This is a genomic window from Streptomyces marianii (assembly GCF_005795905.1).
Classification (GTDB): Bacteria; Actinomycetota; Actinomycetes; order Streptomycetales; family Streptomycetaceae; genus Streptomyces; species Streptomyces marianii.
In genome coordinates this window covers 7874983-7891611 of record NZ_VAWE01000001.1, presented here as the reverse complement: position 1 = coordinate 7891611, position 16629 = coordinate 7874983, and the positions used below count along the sequence as shown (strand labels likewise).

General features: G+C 71.1%; 14 protein-coding genes and 1 pseudogene. 10 read left to right on the top strand and 5 right to left on the bottom strand.

Annotated elements, in window-relative coordinates; all coding sequences use genetic code 11:
- Positions 1-127: 127 nt before the first annotated feature.
- Positions 128-2899, top strand: a complete 2772-nt coding sequence (locus tag FEF34_RS35585) for a SpoIIE family protein phosphatase (RefSeq protein WP_407698326.1) — start codon at positions 128-130, stop codon at positions 2897-2899.
- 182 nt (positions 2900-3081) lie between these two features.
- On the opposite strand, the gene FEF34_RS35580 is transcribed toward FEF34_RS35585, so the two are convergent.
- Together FEF34_RS35580 and FEF34_RS35575 are read right to left on the bottom strand one after the other, a co-directional pair.
- Positions 3082-3327, bottom strand: coding sequence for a DUF6296 family protein (locus FEF34_RS35580; protein WP_138056837.1), 246 nt, complete (start codon positions 3325-3327; stop codon positions 3082-3084).
- Between the two features lie 114 nt (positions 3328-3441).
- Positions 3442-6153 (bottom strand): cation-translocating P-type ATPase, encoded by a 2712-nt coding sequence (locus tag FEF34_RS35575; protein WP_138056836.1) that lies wholly within the window; start codon positions 6151-6153, stop codon positions 3442-3444.
- A gap of 316 nt (positions 6154-6469) precedes the next feature.
- Here FEF34_RS35575 and FEF34_RS35570 point away from each other — a divergent pair, with 316 nt between their 5' ends.
- Positions 6470-6931, top strand: coding sequence for a Crp/Fnr family transcriptional regulator (locus FEF34_RS35570; protein WP_138056835.1), 462 nt, complete (start codon positions 6470-6472; stop codon positions 6929-6931).
- 81 nt (positions 6932-7012) lie between these two features.
- Here the strand turns inward: FEF34_RS35570 and FEF34_RS35565 are convergent, their stop codons facing one another.
- Positions 7013-7312: a metal-sensitive transcriptional regulator gene (locus FEF34_RS35565; RefSeq protein ID WP_138056834.1), complete on the bottom strand. Its 300-nt coding sequence runs from the start codon at positions 7310-7312 to the stop codon at positions 7013-7015.
- 77 nt (positions 7313-7389) lie between these two features.
- On the opposite strand from FEF34_RS35565, the gene FEF34_RS35560 reads away from it, so the two are divergent.
- The 4 genes from FEF34_RS35560 to FEF34_RS35545 all read left to right on the top strand — a co-directional run bounded on the left by FEF34_RS35560 (position 7390) and on the right by FEF34_RS35545 (position 11385).
- Positions 7390-7965, top strand: a complete 576-nt coding sequence (locus tag FEF34_RS35560; RefSeq protein WP_138056833.1) for a rhodanese-like domain-containing protein — start codon at positions 7390-7392, stop codon at positions 7963-7965.
- A 272-nt stretch (positions 7966-8237) separates the two neighbouring features.
- Entirely contained in the window at positions 8238-9131 is an 894-nt protein-coding gene (locus FEF34_RS35555) for a potassium channel family protein (RefSeq protein WP_138056832.1), read from the top strand.
- 134 nt (positions 9132-9265) lie between these two features.
- A complete protein-coding gene (locus FEF34_RS35550; protein ID WP_138056831.1) occupies positions 9266-10801 on the top strand; it encodes an FAD-dependent monooxygenase in 1536 nt (511 codons plus the stop codon).
- Positions 10798-11385, top strand: a complete 588-nt coding sequence (locus tag FEF34_RS35545; RefSeq protein ID WP_138056830.1) for a TetR/AcrR family transcriptional regulator — start codon at positions 10798-10800, stop codon at positions 11383-11385. The genes FEF34_RS35550 and FEF34_RS35545 overlap by 4 nt, the downstream gene beginning before the upstream one ends.
- 56 nt (positions 11386-11441) lie before the next feature.
- Here FEF34_RS35545 and FEF34_RS35540 read toward each other — a convergent pair whose 3' ends face one another.
- Both FEF34_RS35540 and FEF34_RS43410 read right to left on the bottom strand, forming a co-directional pair.
- On the bottom strand, positions 11442-11831 hold the full coding sequence (locus tag FEF34_RS35540; RefSeq protein ID WP_138056829.1) for a GntR family transcriptional regulator: 390 nt from the start codon (positions 11829-11831) through the stop codon (positions 11442-11444).
- The gene (locus FEF34_RS43410) at positions 11828-12283 is read right to left on the bottom strand and encodes a hypothetical protein (protein WP_234042703.1); all 456 of its coding nucleotides are present in this window, start codon (positions 12281-12283) and stop codon (positions 11828-11830) included. Before FEF34_RS43410 ends, FEF34_RS35540 begins: the two co-directional genes overlap by 4 nt.
- 513 nt (positions 12284-12796) lie before the next feature.
- On the opposite strand from FEF34_RS43410, the pseudogene FEF34_RS35530 reads away from it, so the two are divergent.
- The 4 genes and pseudogenes from FEF34_RS35530 to FEF34_RS35520 form a co-directional block, all read left to right on the top strand.
- A pseudogene (locus tag FEF34_RS35530) lies at positions 12797-13044 on the top strand (transposase); the annotation flags it as partial.
- 292 nt (positions 13045-13336) lie between these two features.
- On the top strand, positions 13337-14041 hold the full coding sequence (locus tag FEF34_RS43825) for a transposase (RefSeq protein WP_267905279.1): 705 nt from the start codon (positions 13337-13339) through the stop codon (positions 14039-14041).
- Positions 14038-14577, top strand: coding sequence for a transposase (locus FEF34_RS43820; protein ID WP_407698325.1), 540 nt, complete (start codon positions 14038-14040; stop codon positions 14575-14577). The genes FEF34_RS43825 and FEF34_RS43820 overlap by 4 nt, the downstream gene beginning before the upstream one ends.
- A 280-nt stretch (positions 14578-14857) precedes the next feature.
- Positions 14858-16318 (top strand): IS1380 family transposase, encoded by a 1461-nt coding sequence (locus tag FEF34_RS35520; protein ID WP_234042685.1) that lies wholly within the window; start codon positions 14858-14860, stop codon positions 16316-16318.
- Positions 16319-16629 lie beyond the last annotated feature (311 nt).

The following is a 16629-nucleotide window of genomic DNA, read 5'->3' as shown; positions in this document are numbered from 1 at the left end:
TGCCGCCGAACGGGTGCCCCCCGGGAGGCGGGCCGGGGTCGCCTTACGCACCGGGCCGGCGTTCCCGTGCTGCCCGATCCGGCCGAACGGTCGCCCGGGACGGCGGCCCAGTGCTAGAACTGGGGACATGATCGGACGTCCCCGCCGGTCCTGGTGGACGGCGGTCATGCCGTCCAGCCGCCCGCGACCGCCCGGCCCCCGCGAACGCCCGGGGTGGCGCCGACGTCTGCAGTCCCTGCTCAGCGTGCACAGTCTGGCCACCCAGGTGTTCCTGCTGCAGGCCGTCGTGATCATCCTGCTGGTCGTCGCCGCGGCGGTCGCCCTGGTCCTGCAGGCGCGCTACGACAGCTACGAGGACGCCCACAACCGCTCTCTCGGCGCCGCCGAGGCGTTCGCGTACGGCCCCGGCACAGCCGCGGCACTCACCTCACCCGACCCGGCGGCCGTACTGCAGCCCGCTGCCGACGAGGCCGCGCGGGGCGCCGGCGTCGACTTCATCTCCGTCCTCAGCACGGACGGCGTCCGCTACACCGACCCCGAACCGGAGCTGATCGGGAAGCGGGTGGAGGGGGACATCTCGCGGGCGGCCGCCGGCGAGGCGTTCACCGAGACCTTCCAGGGTGAGCCGCGCGACGCCGTCCGGGCCGTCGTCCCCGTGCTGGACGGCAACCGCAGGGTCGTCGGCCTGGTCTCCGCGGGCATCCAGGTCGCGAACGTCGGGGAACTGCTCGACCTCCAGATGCCGATCCTGCTGGGTTCGGCCGCCGGCGCGCTCGTGCTCGCCACCGGCGGGGCGGCCCTGGTCAGCCGGCGGCTGCGGCGCCAGACCCATGGGCTCGGCCCCGCCGAGATGACCCGGATGTACGAACACCACGACGCCGTCCTCCACGCGGTGCGCGAGGGCGTGCTGATCGTCGGCGGAGACGGCCGGCTGCTGCTCGCCAACGACGAGGCCCGGCGCCTGCTCGGTCTGCCGCCCGACGCCGACCGACGCCCCGTCGGCGAGCTGGGCCTCGCCCCCGGCATCACCCGGCTCCTGGTGTCGGGCAGGGAGGTCTCCGACGAGGTGTTCCTGTCCGGGGACCGGCTGCTGGCCCTCAGCACGCGGCCCACGGCACCGTACGGGGGCGTGACGGGACTGGTCGCCAGCCTCCGCGACACGACCGAGCTGCGCGCCCTCTCGGGCCGGGCGGAGGCGGCCAGGGAACGGCTGACGCTGCTGTACGAGGCCGGGGTGCGGATCGGCACCACCCTGGACGTGCGCCGGACGGCGAGGGAACTGGCGGAGGTGGCCGTACCCCGCTTCGCGGACTTCGTGTCGGTCGAACTGCTCGATCCCGTGCTGCGCGGCGACGAACCCGCCGGCCTCGGCGCGATGCGGCGCACGGCGCTGAGCGGCATCCGCGACGACCATCCGCTCCAGCCCGTCGGCGACGCCATCCGGATCAACATCACGCCGATGAGCACGGCGCTGGCCAACGGCCAGGCGCTGCTGGAGCCCGATCTGGCCGCGTCGGAGACCTGGGGCAGCGAGGACCCGGAGGGGCGGCGGCAGGCGCTGGAGTACGGCATCCGGTCGCTGGTCACGGTCCCGCTCCGGGCACGCGGCGTCGTCCTCGGGCTGGTCAACTACTGGCGGTCCGAGGACGCGCCGCGGTTCGACGAGGACGACATCTCGTTCGCCGAGGAGCTCGCGGCCCGTGCGGCCGTGGCCATCGACAACGCCCGGCGCTACACCCGAGAGCACGCGATGGCCGTCACACTGCAGCGGAGTCTGCTGCCGCGCGACCTTCCGGAGCAGGACGCGCTCGGCGTCGCCTGGCGGTATCTGCCGGCGCAGGCCGGCGTCGGCGGCGACTGGTTCGACGTCATCCCGCTGCCGGGGCTCCGGGTCGCCCTGGTCGTCGGCGACGTGGTCGGGCACGGGATGCACGCCGCGGCCACGATGGGGCGGCTGCGCACGGCCGTGCTGAACTTCTCGTCCCTGGACCTGCCGCCTTCCGATCTGCTGGCCCGCCTGGACGACCTGGTGCTGCGCATCGACGCGGACCAGCCTCCGGAGGCGGAGGGCGAACGCGCGCAGGTGACGGGCGCGACCTGTCTGTACGCGATCTACGACTCGGTGAGCGGGCGCTGCACCCTCGCGCACGCCGGCCATCTCGCGCCGGCGGTCGTCGACCCCGAGGGCCGGGTGGTCTTCCCGGAACTGCCCGTGTCACCCCCGCTCGGCGTGGGGGGCCTTCCGTTCGAGGAGACGGAGCTGGACCTGTCCGAGGGCAGCCGGCTCGTCCTCTTCACTGACGGTCTGGTCGAGGACCGGCAGCGCGACGTGGACGAAGGGCTGGCGCTGCTCCGTGACGCCCTCGCACAGCCCGGGCTGACGCCCGAGGAGACCTGCGTCGCCGTGATGAGCGCGCTTCTGCCCGACCAGCCCAGCGACGACATCGCGTTGCTCGTGGCGCGCACACGGCTGCTCGACCGGTCCCGGGCCGCGGAGTGGGACGTGCCGCCCGACGTCTCGGCGGTGTCCCGCGTACGGGCCGAGGCGGGCCGGAAACTCGCCGAATGGGGCCTGGAGGGCTCGGTCTTCGTCGCCGAACTGGTGCTCAGCGAACTGCTCACCAACGCCATCCGTTACGGCACGGAGCCGGTACGGGTACGGCTGCTGCACGGGCGCACGCTGATCGTCGAGGTGTCCGACGGCAGCAGCACCTCTCCCCACCTGCGGCGTGCGGCCGCGACCGACGAGGGCGGCCGGGGGCTCTTCCTGGTGGCCCAGTTCTCCCAACGCTGGGGAACACGCTATGTCAGCCCCGGCAAGATCATCTGGGCGGAGCTGTCGCTGGGCGGGGAGCTGCCGGAGCCGGTGATGGTGTTCGACGAAGAACTGGCCTGGTGAGGGAGTCGCACGGCCTTCCGGGCCGGGCCCCGCACGGACCGCCGATCCCTCACGACTGCCCCGGCCCGGGGTTCGCCCGGACTCCGGGCGTGGGATCCGAGGGCGCCCGGACGGCCGGGAGGGCGGCGTCCGCCCTGCCCGGCGTGCCCAACCGGGCACGCCGGGCAGGTACGGGGTCGGCGTCAGGGCTGGACCACGGGCCTGGCCTCGACGCCGGACGCGGGCTGCTGGTGCCCGCCGCTGGCGATCATCCGCACCTCGCCGCGGTCGCTGATCTCCGCCTGCACGATGCCGGTGTCGTCGGCGTAGATCGGGTGCCCGCCCGGACCCTTGCGGTCGGTGCGGTGCACCACCACGGCGTCTTCGCCGTCGCTCGCCGAAGCAACCCCTCCCGCGAATACCAGTTCGAGATTCTCGTCGCGACCCATGAGGCCTCCTCTGCGGTACGCCGCACATCACGTCCGGCTGCAGCACTGAATGGCCATTATGCGACTTTTATCCTATTCGCTCACCACGGAAGATGATCGCCCCACGAGAGGCGGTCAACCCCTCCCGGAGCCCGGGACGGTCCGCAGCGTGCGACGGCGCACAGCCCACCGCCGCAGCTCGTCGGTACCCCAGACGATGACGGGAAACGTGACGATGAGGGCGACCACGTCGGCCGGCAGGGCGGCGGTGCCGAACATCCGCTGGAACACGGGCACGTACACGAGCACGGCGGTGAACGCCAGCTCGAAGGCGATCCCGTACAGCAGCAAGGTGTTGCTGAAGACCCCGATCTGCCTCAGTGACGCATGCTCCGTCCTGGCCGCCATCGCGGTGCCGACCTGGCAGGTGACGATCCCGGCGAAGGTCGCCGTCGTCGCGGTGAGATAGGCGTGGTGCAGCTCGCTCCCGGGACCCGCCGGGTCGCCGGGCTGCCAGCCCGCCCGCCACAACACGTAGAAGTACCCTGACATGACGAGTACCGCCGAGACCGCCCCGAGGTAGCCCCAGCCGCGGACCAGCATGGCGGGCGAGATGATGCTCTGCCGGCCGGAGCGCGGCGGGCGCTTCATCACTCCCGGTTCCGCGCGCTCGCGGCCCAGCGCGAGGGCCGGCAGCGTCTCGGTTCCGAGATCGATCGCCAGGATCTGCAGCACCGTCAGCGGCAGCGGGACGGCGCCGGCGGACAGTGCGAAGACGAGGAACGGGACGGCCTCCGGTGTGAGGTGGGCGAAGATGTAGACGATGAACTTGCGGACGTTGTCGTAGACGCGGCGTCCGGACTCGACCGCGGTGACGATGGTGGCGAAGTTGTCGTCGGTCAGCACCATCGTGGCCGCCTCACGGGCGACATCGGTGCCCGAACGCCCCATGGCCACGCCGATGTGGGCCCGGTGCAGCGCCGGGGCGTCGTTCACGCCGTCGCCCGTCATCGCCACGATGCGGCCGTGCGCACGAAGGGTGTCGGCGACCTTCAGCTTCGTCTCGGGTGAGGACCGGGCGAAGACGATCTCCGCCCCGGGCCCCTTGATGAGCAGATCGTCCAGTTCGCGATCGGTGACCCGCTCGGACTCGGCTATGACGACCAGTTCGGGATGACCGATGCCGACCTCCTCGGCCACGGCGGCCGCGGTGGCCCCGTTGTCACCGGTCACGATGTGCACCCGCAGCCCCGCTTCGTGGCAACGGCGCACGGCGGCGGCCACCTCCGGCCGCGGCGGGTCGTACAGTCCGACCAGTCCCAGCAGCCGGAGCTCTCGTTCCGCCTGCTCACGGTGTTCGGGAAGGGCGGCGAGTTCCCGGTCCGCGACGGCGAGAACGCGCATGCCCTGACGGGCGAGGTCGTCCGCGGCTTCCCGTGCCCGGCTCACATCGCGCCCCTCCCGGGCACCGGCGTCCGACGTACGCGCCAGCACGCTCTCCGGCGCTCCTTTCACTATGAGCCGGAGTTGATCGCCACCCCGCCCGGACAGTGTCACCGTGGACATCAGGCGCAGCCGCGGGTCGAACCGGAAGAGCGCCCTGCGGCGCTCGTCCCGCTGCTCGAGGTCGGGATCCGCCCCGAGGGCCGCGGCCCCCTCGACCAGCGCCGCCTCCGTCGGGTCGCCGTGGAGCCCTCCTCCCTCGTCCCGTGTGACGGTCGTGCACTCCGCCGTGGCCGCGGCCAACCCGGCGGTCCACGGCCCGGTCCCGGTCCCGTGCTCCGGTGTCCATGTCGCTTGCAGGCGCATGCGGTTCTGTGTGAGCGTCCCCGTCTTGTCCGTGCAGATCACACTGGTGGAGCCGAGCGTCTCCACGGCACTGAGCCGCTTCACGACCGCGCCCTGCCGAGCGAGCAGCCGCACTCCCACGGCGAGCGCCAGAGTGATCGTCGGAAGCAGGCCTTCCGGCACGTTGGCGACGAGGAGTCCGATGGCGAACATCAGGGCGTCGGTCAGCGGGAGGCCGATCGCCCAGCCGATCAGCAGGAAGACCACCCCGATCGCGACCGCGGCCGCCGCGATCAGCCAGGCGACCTCCTTGACCTGCTGCTCCAACGGGGAGGGCTCGCGCCGCGTGCGTTGACTGAGAGCCGCGATGCGGCCCAGTTCGGTATGACCTCCGGTGGCGAAGACGATCGCCTGCGCCTGTCCGCCCGTGCAGGTGGTGCCGCTGAAGACGAGGTTGGGTTCCGCGAGCAGCGGCTTCCCCTGCAGCGCCGGGCCGGCGAACCGGTCGACCGGTGCGGACTCGCCGGTGAGCATCGACAGATCGGCTTCGATGCCGCCTTCGGTCAGCCGGGCATCCGCGGGGATCTTGTCGCCTTCCTCGACGAGAACGATGTCACCCGGCACCAGTTCCCTTGCGAGGACGTCGGCGGTTTCGCCGTCCCGCACCACCCGGGCGTGCTCCGGAAGGTAACGGGCGAGGGTCTCCACCGCATGCTCGGCCTGGCGCTCCTGGAGGAGCGCGAAAGCCGCGTTGAGCAGGATCACGGCGACGATCGCCCATCCCAGCACCGCGATGCCGGCGATGAAGGCCAGGGCGCCGGCGGCCCACAGGAGCAGGGCGAGCGGATGGGCGAGCTGCCGCGTCAGCTCCCGCCACACCGGCTCTCCGGCGGTGGAGCGGACCTCGTTCGGCCCGTACACGGCGAGACGCCGCTCCGCCTCACGGCCGGACAGTCCATGAGCGCCGGTGCCGAGCTCCCGCCGCAGCAGTGCCAGCGGCTCACAGGGATCGGGTTCCGGAGCAGCTGCCGACGGAGGACGGGGGGCGGGGTGCCTCACGCCACCCACACTGCACGCTCGGGCACCGCTTCCACAGGGCCGACGAGGGACCGGTCCGGCCCGAAGGTCCCTTGCCGAGGCCGGTGCGCCCCGGCCAGAGGGGAGTGGACGGCACCGGCGGAAGGGGACGACGGTGACGGAGAACGGTCCGGGCGCGACGAGGGACCGCGACACGTCGCACGGCGAGGCCACATGGGGCACACAGTTGGGCCTCTCGGCCCAGGTGCGCGGCCTGCCGCTGACGGAGTCTGGGGTGTGGACGCTGCCGGCGCCCGCACGAAGCGACCCGCCGGAACGTGGACTCGGGAGGACACCGATGAACAACGCCTTTCTGCGCGGACTGCCGTCGGAGGGCCATGACCGCCTGATGGCGTGCTCGCACGAGGTCTCGTTCCCGGCGGGAACGCGGATCTTCGACGAGGGCGACCCGGCCGACCGGTTCTGGATCATCCGCACCGGTGCGGTCACCCTCGACCTGCAGGTACACGGCCGGCGCGCGGCGACGGTCGAGACACTGGGCCACGGCGACCTGCTCGGCTGGTCCTGGCTGGTGCGCCCGTACGAGTGGCGGCTGGGGGCCGAGGCCTTCAGCCTCGTACGGGCCCACGAGTTCGACGCCAGGGCCGTACGCGGCCTGTGCGACGTGGATCCCGCGTTCGGCTTCGCCGTGACCCGCCACGTCCTGGAAGTGGTCGCCCGCCGGCTGCAGGCCACGCGGGTCCGCCTCCTCGACACCTACGCGCCCCACGGGAGCGGAGTGGCGCAGTTCCCGCGGTGAGTCCCCGGAGCGCATCGGGCCGGAGCCCTTCCGAGCGATCGGCGCCATGCGGACGGCATCGGCCGAGCAGGTCAGGTCAGGTCAGGTCAGGGACAGGGACAGGGACAGGGAGAGCTTCTCGAGGCGGCTCCGCGTCTCGTCGCGGTCCTCACCGGAGCGGCTGCCGTCCTCCATCCCGGTCAGGCACTGCTGCAGCCCCGCGGCGGTGATCGTGAATCCGGCCCGGTCCAGCGCGCGGGACGCGGCCGCCAGCTGGGTGACGACCTCCTCGCAGTCCCTGCCCTCCTCGATCATCCGGATCACCCCGGAGATCTGGCCCTGCGCCCGGCGCAGCCGGTTCAGGACCGCCTTCGGCTCCGCTCCCGCCAGATCGAGGTCCACCACGACTCCTCACAAAATACCCCCGGGGGTAATATGGACGTGTGGGGGATCCGCCGACACCCAAGGACGCACCCGCGATGACCACACCCACGGCCCTCGGCATCGACGAGGCCCGCACCCGGCTGCACGAACTGACCGTCATCGACGTACGCACCCCGGGCGAGTACGCCGGCGGCCATCTTCCCGGTGCCCTCAACATCCCGCTCGACCAGATCCGGCGGGCGCTCCCCGACATCCGGCAGGCCGCCGCACGCGGCGACGTCCTCGTCGTCTGCGCTTCCGGCGCCCGCTCGGAGAACGCCTGCAGGACCCTCGCCGCCCACGGCGTCGCCAGCGCCACGCTCTCCGGCGGGACCGCCGCCTGGGCGGCCGAAGGCAACGAACTGCAACGGCCCGAGGGGGCCTCACGTGCCACGTGGAGCATGGAGCGGCAGGTCCGCTTCACCGCGGGCACCCTCGTCCTGGTCGGCCTCCTGCTCGGATTCCTCGTCCACCCGGCCTTCCTGCTGGTATCCGCCGTGATCGCGGGCGGCCTGGTCTTCTCGGCCCTCACCGACACCTGCGGCATGGCGGCGATGCTCGCCAGACTCCCCCACAACAGGCCCCGTTCCGCCGACCTCGGCGCGCCACCGGCCCCGCTGCGCGACCGCTGACGGGGCGGCCCTGCACCGGCCAGGACGGGGAGCGACGCCGAGGCCCCCGCCCCTCCGCCGGGTGCCCGGGGCGGCGACCTCACCGGGGTGACGGCATCCGCCGCCCGCACGAAGCGGCGCACCCGGCGACGAACACCCCCGCCGACACGGTGCCCGGGGGCCCCGACCGGGCCGCCGAGCGGAGCACATGCCCCGGGCGGCGCGGCCTGTGCCCGTCCCCCCGGGCCACCGGGCATGCTGGACGCCGCGCACACCGGCCCGGGGAGACGCGTATGGACTGGCTGGTCTCACTGCTCGGAGCGGGGCTGGTCATGCTGGCCCTGCGGGATGTGTTCCACACCCTCTGGCACCCGACCCGTCACGGCGGTCTGAGCCGGTACGTCATGGCGGCCCTGTGGAGACTGTCCCAGCACTTCCCCGTACGGAGGCAGGCGGCGGGCCTCGCGGGCCCCCTCGCCATGGTGACCGTGGTGGCCATGTGGGCGGGCACGGTCATCGTAGGCTGGGCCCTGATCTACTGGCCCCATGTGCCGGGCGCCTTCTCCTTCGCCGCCGACCTGAAGCCCACGCAACACGGCGGGCCTGTCGACGCGCTCTACATCTCGCTGGTCACCGTGTCGACCCTGGGTCTCGGCGACATCGCACCCAGCGAGCCATGGCTGCGGATCGTCGCCCCGCTCGAAGCCCTCGTCGGCTTCGCTCTCCTCACCGCGACGGTCTCCTGGATCCTGGAGATCTATCCCGCGCTGACCCGCCGACGGGCCCTGGCCCTGCGACTGTCCCAGCTGCAGCGCAACGACCCGTCGGCGGCCCAGCTGGACTCGGGCCTGGGAGCGGGAGTCCTGGACGGCCTCGCGGCACACGTGGCGGGCATTTCCGTCGATCTGATCCAGTACGCGGAGTCGTACTACTTCCACGAGGGCCACGACCGGACCTCCCTGGCCGCGAGCATCCCGTACGCCGCGGATCTCGCGGAGCGCGCGCATGACGCCCGGAACGCGGAGGTACGCCTCGCGGCGGCCCTGCTCACCACCGCGCTGGGAGACCTCGCGGAGGTCCTCGACGAGCGCTTCCTGCACAACGGCGGCACGACCCGCGACGTCTTCCGGGCGTACGCGGCAGACCACGGCAGAACCCGCCCCCCATCCAGGGGAGCAGACCGCTGACGACCACTCGCCCGACCGTCACCGCCCGGCCACGGGAGTCCGCCCCGACGAATGGGGGCGCCTCCGCTAGTGACTCCACGCTCCCATTCACGTTAGCCTCTAACTATTGATAGTGACTAACATTTAGAGTGGGCATGTCCAGTGTGGTGATCGCCGGGGCCGGACCGACGGGCCTGGCCCTGGCCTGCGGGCTCGCGGCCGCCGGTGTCCCGGTCCGGATCGTGGAGAAGCGCGACGGGCCGGCGACCACCTCGCGGGCACTCGGACTCCAGCCGCGCGGAGCCGAGGTGCTGGACCGGCTCGGCGCTCTGGCCGACCTGCCGGAGCGGTCCGTACGCATCGCCCGGGTGGTCACCCACGTCGACGGCAGGCCCATGGCCGACCTGCGGGTCGGCCGTCCCACGAAGCTGGTCACCAGGCCCGGTCTGCTGATGTCCCAGACGGAGGTCGAAGCGGCCCTGCGGCACCGGCTGAGTGCGTTGGGGATCGAGGTCGAGTGGGGGAAGGAACTGCTCTCCGCCACCCAGGACGCCTCCGGGGTGACACTGTCCTTCCCGGGAGAACGGCTCCGCTCGTCATGGCTGGTCGGATGCGACGGCGCCCACAGTCGCGCGCGCAAGGCCGCAGGGATCGGCTTCCCCGGTGTGTCCATGATCGAGAACTTCCTGCTGGCCGACGTGCAGGCCGATCTGCCCGTACCGTCCGACACGGTGTCGGTGTGGCTCCGGGCGGACAGCATGCTCGGTGCCTTTCCCCTGCCCGGCGACCGTGTCTGGCGCCTCATGGCCCCGGCTCGCCGGGACGACACGAGCCCGGGAGACGAGGACGTCGTCGGTGAACTCGCCCGGCTGCTCCGGCATCACACCGGCCTCGGCCCGTCGGTCGTCGGCACGGTGCTCTGGTCCTCGCGGTTCCGCATCCACCGTCGCCTCGCCCCCACCTATCGGCGCGGCCGGATCCTGCTCGCCGGCGACGCCGCCCACATTCACAGCCCCTTCGGCGGCCAGGGGATGAACACCGGGCTCGGGGACGCGGAGAACCTCGCCTGGAAGCTGGCCCTGGTCGCCGAGGGCTCGGCGCCCGACTCGCTGCTGGACACCTACGAAGCCGAGCGCAGGCCCCTCGCCCGTGAGGTGCTCGCATCCACGAGTTCCCTCACCCGCCTGGTGGTCGGTGACACCCCGCTCGCCCGTGCCGCCCGCGACCGCCTCTTCGTCCCACTGATGAACCGCCCGCTGGTGCAGAGGCTCATCTGGGAGCAGTCGTCGCAACTGAGGATCCACTACCGGGGCGGTCCCCTGGGTACCCGGCTCACGGGGCGCCGGGCGCCCGGCGCCCCGCGGGCCGGTGACAGGGTGCCCGACGTTCCGTGCACACGCCCCGACGGGTCCTCCACCCGGCTCCACGCCGAACTGGAGGCCCGCTGGGCCCTGCTGGTCCCCGTGCACGGCGACGCCGAGGCGTACGCGGCGGTGGCCGAGCGGCACGTCGGCACGACGGTCCGGCTCACCGCCGCGGTGCCCTCCACAGCACCGCGCCGTCACGTCATGCTGGTGAGGCCCGACGGTCACCTGGCCTGGCGCGGCAGCTCCACGGCCGCACTCGACACCTGGCTCGGCGCCAGGCTCGGTACCACGACGAACCACACCCCGGAGAAGCAGGACACATGAACCGCCCGGCGACGCCGCCCACGGGTCTGCGCGCGCGCAAGAAGGCACGTACCCGCAGCACCCTTCAGGAGGAGGCTCTGCGCCTGTTCCTGAGCCAGGGGTACGAGAACACCACCGTCGACCAGATCGCCCGCGCCGCCGGCGTCTCGAGCATGACGTTCTTCCGTCACTTCCCCACCAAGGAGTCGGTCGTCGAATCCGACGACTACGACCCGCTCATCGTCCTGCTCATCCAGCGGCGGCCCGCCCGGGAGCACCCTCTCGACGCTCTCCGCCACGCCCTCGCCGAAGGGCTCGCCACCGTCTACGCCACCGACCGTGACACCCTGTTCGTCCGCACCCGTCTCATCCTGAGGACTCCGGCCCTGCGCGCCCGCCTCTGGGAGAACCAGCACGCCACGGAACTGATGTTCACCACCGCTCTCGCGGCCCGCTCGGGGCAGGAGCCCGACCTCCCGCTCCGGGTCCTCGTCTCGGCCGCCCTCGCGGCGCTCACCACCACCCTGGCCATCTGGGTGGAAGGGGACGGTGAAGCCCATCTGCCCACCCTTGTCGACGAGGCCTTCCTGGCGCTGCGCCCGTAGGGCCCTAAGCTTGAGTTCCTCTCAAGCTGAGGCACGGACTGGCGGTCTCTCTGAGGTCACGGCCTGTCGAGGGTCGCGAGGGCATGTCGGAGTGCGGCGAGGGCTTCCTCGTTGGTGGCATTGAGCTGTCTGGCGGCAATCGCGTAACCGCTTGCGTGTTCTGCCAGCTTCGCCTTGGTGTCGGTGCTGGCCGATGGGGCGATGACCTGAGTACCAGAGCCTCGGCGGCTCCTGACAAGACCCGCGGCCTCCAGTTCACGGTAGGCCCGCACCACGGTGTTGTTGGCCAGCCCGAGGTCAGAGGCTAGCTGGCGCACGGACGGCAGTCTGGCCCCCTGAGCAAGCCGCCCGAGCGCGATCAGATCAGCCAACTGTGCGCGGAGTTGCTCGTACGGCGGGACGGGGGACGCATGGTTGATGCAGACGCTGATGCCGTTTGTCGTCATGGCCGATCCTTGATGTAGGCCTGCGGCAGCAACAGGACGCCTAGACAGTGACCCGCGGTCAGTGCAGAAGTGAGGGCCGCGAGAGCCAGGCCCGAGAGGGCCACGTCCATCATCGCGCCCCCGCAGGGCAAGCTCAGCACCACGAGGCCCATCGTCACGCAGACGGCGAAGAGGGGAGCGGTCACCAGCACTCCCCATGCGCCGACAGCCGCCCGGGCACTGATGCGGCGTTGATCATCGTTTCCCGACCGTGCGGTGACACGGCGCAGGAGCAGTGCGCAGGCGACGGTGCCGAGGGCGAGACCGCCGACGGCGGGCCAGGCATAGTAGGGGCCGGGCCAGGGTGAGAGCAGGTGAGTCCCCGCCGGGCATGTGACGGACAGGGCACGCCTTGGACGACCGTCAGTGTCCGCCGAGGCCGTCGTTGCGGCGAGAACCAGGAGGACCAGCAAGGCGAGAGCCTGCGCGGCCAATGCAGCAGTCAGGGACCGGGGCACGTAGTCCCGGATCCGGCGTGGAGTCACTTCGGCGGCTCGTCGCCGGCCAGGACTCGGGCGTGCGATGACGTCTGCTGCAAACACGCCGGCCATGACACACAGACCGAACACGGGAAATCCGTAGAGCAGGTCCACATCAGGGTCAGGGCTGAAGGTGATCAGCGCGTTGACAGTCAGACCGGTCGCCGCACCGGCCCATCGCACGGGAGTATCCAGTCCCGCCCGCCGGGTGCCTTGCGTTCTTGCGGCTGCAGGCATGCCGATTCCCTCCCCCTTACAAGGTGTATCAACTATCTGACACAATCACCCAAGGGCTTGAACTGTGTCAAGTGATTGACACGCTTGGCGCCCGGCCACAGCCGTCCGGCAGCCTTCTGGGCTGTCGGGGTTCGGGTCAGGCGCCTGGCCATGAGAGTGATGAGTGACCAGGCCAGGTGGGCTTCGCTGTGTTGCGGGAGGCGTTCCAACCGGCCGCTCGATCCCGTGTATCCGGTCCTGTTCGTGGACGCGATCAACGTGAAGGTCCGATTCGTGACGGCAAGGTGGCGATTCGTCCGGTCTACGTCGTGATGGCCGTGACCGCCGAGGGCCACCGCGACACCCTGGGGATCTGGGCCGGCGACGGCGGCGAGGGCGCCAAGTTCTGGCTGCAGATCTTCACCGAGCTGAAGAACCGCGGCCTGGACAACTGCCTCATGCTGGTGTGCGACGGACTGAACCCTGGATATTCAGCGGAATTGGGTGATCTGACGTCCCGGTAGCAGAAAGGTGCCGCTGGCCTGCGGGGATGCGAGTGTTGAGGTCGTATCCGCTGCGAGAGTCAGGGCACCAATCTGGTGAGCGAGCCTACAGGGTGGGACCGGCGGTTGTCCGTGGTCGCCGACGGCAAGGGGCTGGTCGGGCAGCCGGGGCAGTGCTGCTGCGCCGGCTGGCCGTACGGGGCTCACGGCCGCGCTGGCGGGCGTGCTGCCCGCCGGGACGGGAGCCGGCTGGCGGGACCGTGCGGCCGTGGTCGTGCAGCTCGCCGTCGCGATCGTGCTGGGGGCGGCGAACCTGTCAGACGCCGAGCAGATACAGGCCCACCACCAGAACCTGTTCGGGCCGGTGGTATCGGACTCGACGACGCTGCGGACGCTGGCCGCGATGGACGGCGAGGTGCCGGCGAGGATCGCGAAGGTGCGGGCTCGGGTGCGCCGGCACGTGTGGTCGCTGTTGCGCCTGCGGCCGGGCGGGTTCCCGTGGCTGACGGTCGCGGGGAAGTACCTGCACCACTGGATCGTGATCGACATGGACGCCACCATCATCACGGCCGCGTCGAAGAAGCAGGGCGCCTCGGCGACCTGGAAGAAGACCTACGGGTTTCATCCCCTGGCGGCATGGTGCGCGAGCACAGGCGAGTGCCTGGCCATGTGGCTGCGGACCGGAAGCGCCGGCTCGAACACGGTCGCCGACCACCTGCGAGTGCTCGGCCAGGCGCTCGCGCAAATCCCCGGCGCCTCCACCGCCAAGATCCTGGTGCGCGTCGATGGCGCGGGGGCCACCCATGGCCTGCACGAGCACCTGCGGGATCTGAACACGATGCGCCGCACGGTCCGCTTCACCACCGGCTGGATGATCACCGACGAGGACGAGAAGGCCTGCCGGAAACCGCGTGGGAGAACGCGATCAGGCAAGACGGCGAGGTCCAGGAGGGCTACTTCGTCGCCGAGTTGACCGACCTGAACAAGCGGGAGGGCTGGATCAAAGGGATGCGGCTGATCGTCCGCCGGGTCAAGCCGTCCGGACGGCAGATGCACGACCTGACCACGTTCGAGAAGAAGACCGGCTGGAAGTACTCAATCGTCGCGACGAACATCTCCAAGATGACCCGCGTCCGCGGCTCGCACCAGATCCAGTTGCTGGACGCCCTGCACCGCCACCACGCGGTCGTGGTAGACCACGTGCGCACGAACAAGACGATGGGCCTGCACAACCTGCCCTCCAAGTCCTGGCAGGTCAACGAGGCATGGATGCTCACCGCGAACCTCGCCGCCGACCTTCACGCCTGGTTTCGCCTGCTCACCCTCCACGACAACGACGAACTCGCCGACGCCGAACCCGGCACCATGCGCTTTCGCCTCTACCACCTGCCCGCCCGGCTATCCCGGCACGCCAGACGCCGATGGCTGCGTATCGAGTCCACCTGGCCGTGGGCGGCAGCGTTCACCACCGCCTGGGCCAGGATCACCCAGCTCCCCGCCGTCACCTGACAGCCGGGCCCCGCTCCGACAACGACCAGGACGGAGGAGACCCGCACCACCGGGAGCCGTGGAACCCCGGCGCACCCCGCAGCGACACGCGAAGATCCCGCCCGACACCAGTCGGGACAAACGGAATGAACTGGTCGCCTCGGCCAGCAGCAATCACCACTGACCTCATGTATTCAGCTACGGCCGTGACTTGATGCCCCGACAGAAGAAGGGTGCCTGCCACCTGCGATGATCTGGATTTCCTAGATCAAAACCGTCGCAGAGAAGAGACACCCAACAGGTGCAGGCTACCGAATGGGATCACCGGCTTGCCGTGCGGGCCGATGGCAAGAACCTGACCGGCCACGCGGGCGTGGTGCTGCTGCGGAAGGTCGCCGACCGCGTCGGCCTGGCCACCGTGCTCAGCGCGGCGCTGCCGAAGGGCACCGGGCCTGGCTGGCGTGACCGGGGCATGGCGCTGGTCCAGCTGGCCTGCGCGATCGTGCTCGGCGCGACGAACATCCTGGAAGCCGAGCAACTGCAGCACCACTGGAAGAGCCTGTTCCCGCGGCCGGTCTCGGACAGCACCCTGCGCCGCACTCTGGAGGCGATCGACGGTCCGGTGGCGGCGCGGATCGAGCGCGTGCGCGCCGTGGTCCGGCGCATGGTGTGGACCCTGCTCGCCCTGCGCCCCGGCGGCTTCCCTTGGATCGCGGTGTGCGGCAGAGAACTCACCGGCTGGTACGTCCTCGACCTCGACGCCACCATCGTGACCTGTAGCAGCAAGAAGGAGGGTGCGGCCGGCACCTTCAAGGGCAGCTTCGGCCACATGCCGCTGGGAGCGTGGGTGGCCAACACCCGCGAGTGTGTCGCCATGCTGCTGCGACCCGGCAACGCGCCGCCGAACGATGTCGACGACCACAAGAGTGTCCTGGCCTCGGCGTTTCGGCAGCTCCCGCTGCCGCTGTGGTCGAAGCTGCTGATACGGATCGACGGCGCGGCCTTCAGCCACGACGTCCTCGGCCACCTCCAGAGCCTGACCACCAGCCGGCGCCGGGTGCGCTGGGTGACCGGCTGGGCCATCAACGACGCCGACGAGAAGGCCATCGCCCGGCTGCCGGAGAAGGTATGGACGGCGGCGCTGCGGCAAGACGGCCAACTGCACGAGATCAAGGGCCCCGACGGCGAATGGCTGTCCTACCAGGTCGCTGAGCTGACCGGGGTCCGTGACCTGACCGGCTGGCCCCAGGGGATGCGGTTGATCGTGCGCCGGGTCAAGCCCTCGCGCCGGGATGCGAAGAAGCTGACCGCCTTCGAGAAACGCACCGGCTGGCGCTACCAGATCGTCGCCACGAACATCCCCTCCCACCAGGGACTTTCCGGGGTACCCGGCTCCGGCCAGGTCTGGTTCGTCGACGCCCTGTACCGCGATCACGCCGAGGTCGAGGACCGCGTCAAAGCGATCAAGCGGGTCGGCCTCGGGCTGCTGCCCTCGAAATCCTGGCAGTTCAACGCCGCCTGGGTGCTGGCCGCCACGCTCGCCGCCGACCTCGACACCTGGACCCGGCTCCTCCTCCTGCACGACGAGCCCGAACTCGCCGCCGCCGAACCGGAGACGATCCGCAGGAAGCTCTACCACCTGCCCGCCCGCCTCACCTCCCACGCCCGCCGCCGCACCCTCCACCTCGACCGCACCTGGCCCTGGGCGGCAGCGTTCACCGCCGCCTGGAAGCGAGCCACCGAACTCCCGGCCCGTACCTGACGACCGGCCACCACCCCGACGACACCGGAGAGGAGAGGACCGCAGCACCCCCGGGGCCCGTGGAACCCGACGCCCCGCAGCGTCACGCGACGGCCAGTCCCGACACGGCACGGGACATACCGGGCAGCCAGCCGCACACGGCGACGCCGTCACGCCACCGAAGAATCGAGGCTGACGGATCGAGGCTAATACTCCAGCTGTAGATCGTGATCTTGCTGGGGGCGTGATCGAGAGCCTCAGCTGGCCGATGTGCGTGTTGCGCTGAGGGGTCTGGGGCGTTGGGCCAGTCTTGAGCCCGTCGGGACCGTAGC

Coding starts and splice junctions, on each gene's coding strand:
- FEF34_RS35585 (WP_407698326.1), top strand. CDS start 128: ATGATCGGACGTCCCCGCCGGTCCTGGTGGACGGCGGTCATGCCGTCC.
- FEF34_RS35580 (WP_138056837.1), bottom strand. CDS start 3,327: ATGGGTCGCGACGAGAATCTCGAACTGGTATTCGCGGGAGGGGTTGCT.
- FEF34_RS35570 (WP_138056835.1), top strand. CDS start 6,470: ATGAACAACGCCTTTCTGCGCGGACTGCCGTCGGAGGGCCATGACCGC.
- FEF34_RS35560 (WP_138056833.1), top strand. CDS start 7,390: ATGACCACACCCACGGCCCTCGGCATCGACGAGGCCCGCACCCGGCTG.
- FEF34_RS35555 (WP_138056832.1), top strand. CDS start 8,238: ATGGACTGGCTGGTCTCACTGCTCGGAGCGGGGCTGGTCATGCTGGCC.
- FEF34_RS35550 (WP_138056831.1), top strand. CDS start 9,266: ATGTCCAGTGTGGTGATCGCCGGGGCCGGACCGACGGGCCTGGCCCTG.
- FEF34_RS35545 (WP_138056830.1), top strand. CDS start 10,798: ATGAACCGCCCGGCGACGCCGCCCACGGGTCTGCGCGCGCGCAAGAAG.
- FEF34_RS35540 (WP_138056829.1), bottom strand. CDS start 11,831: ATGACGACAAACGGCATCAGCGTCTGCATCAACCATGCGTCCCCCGTC.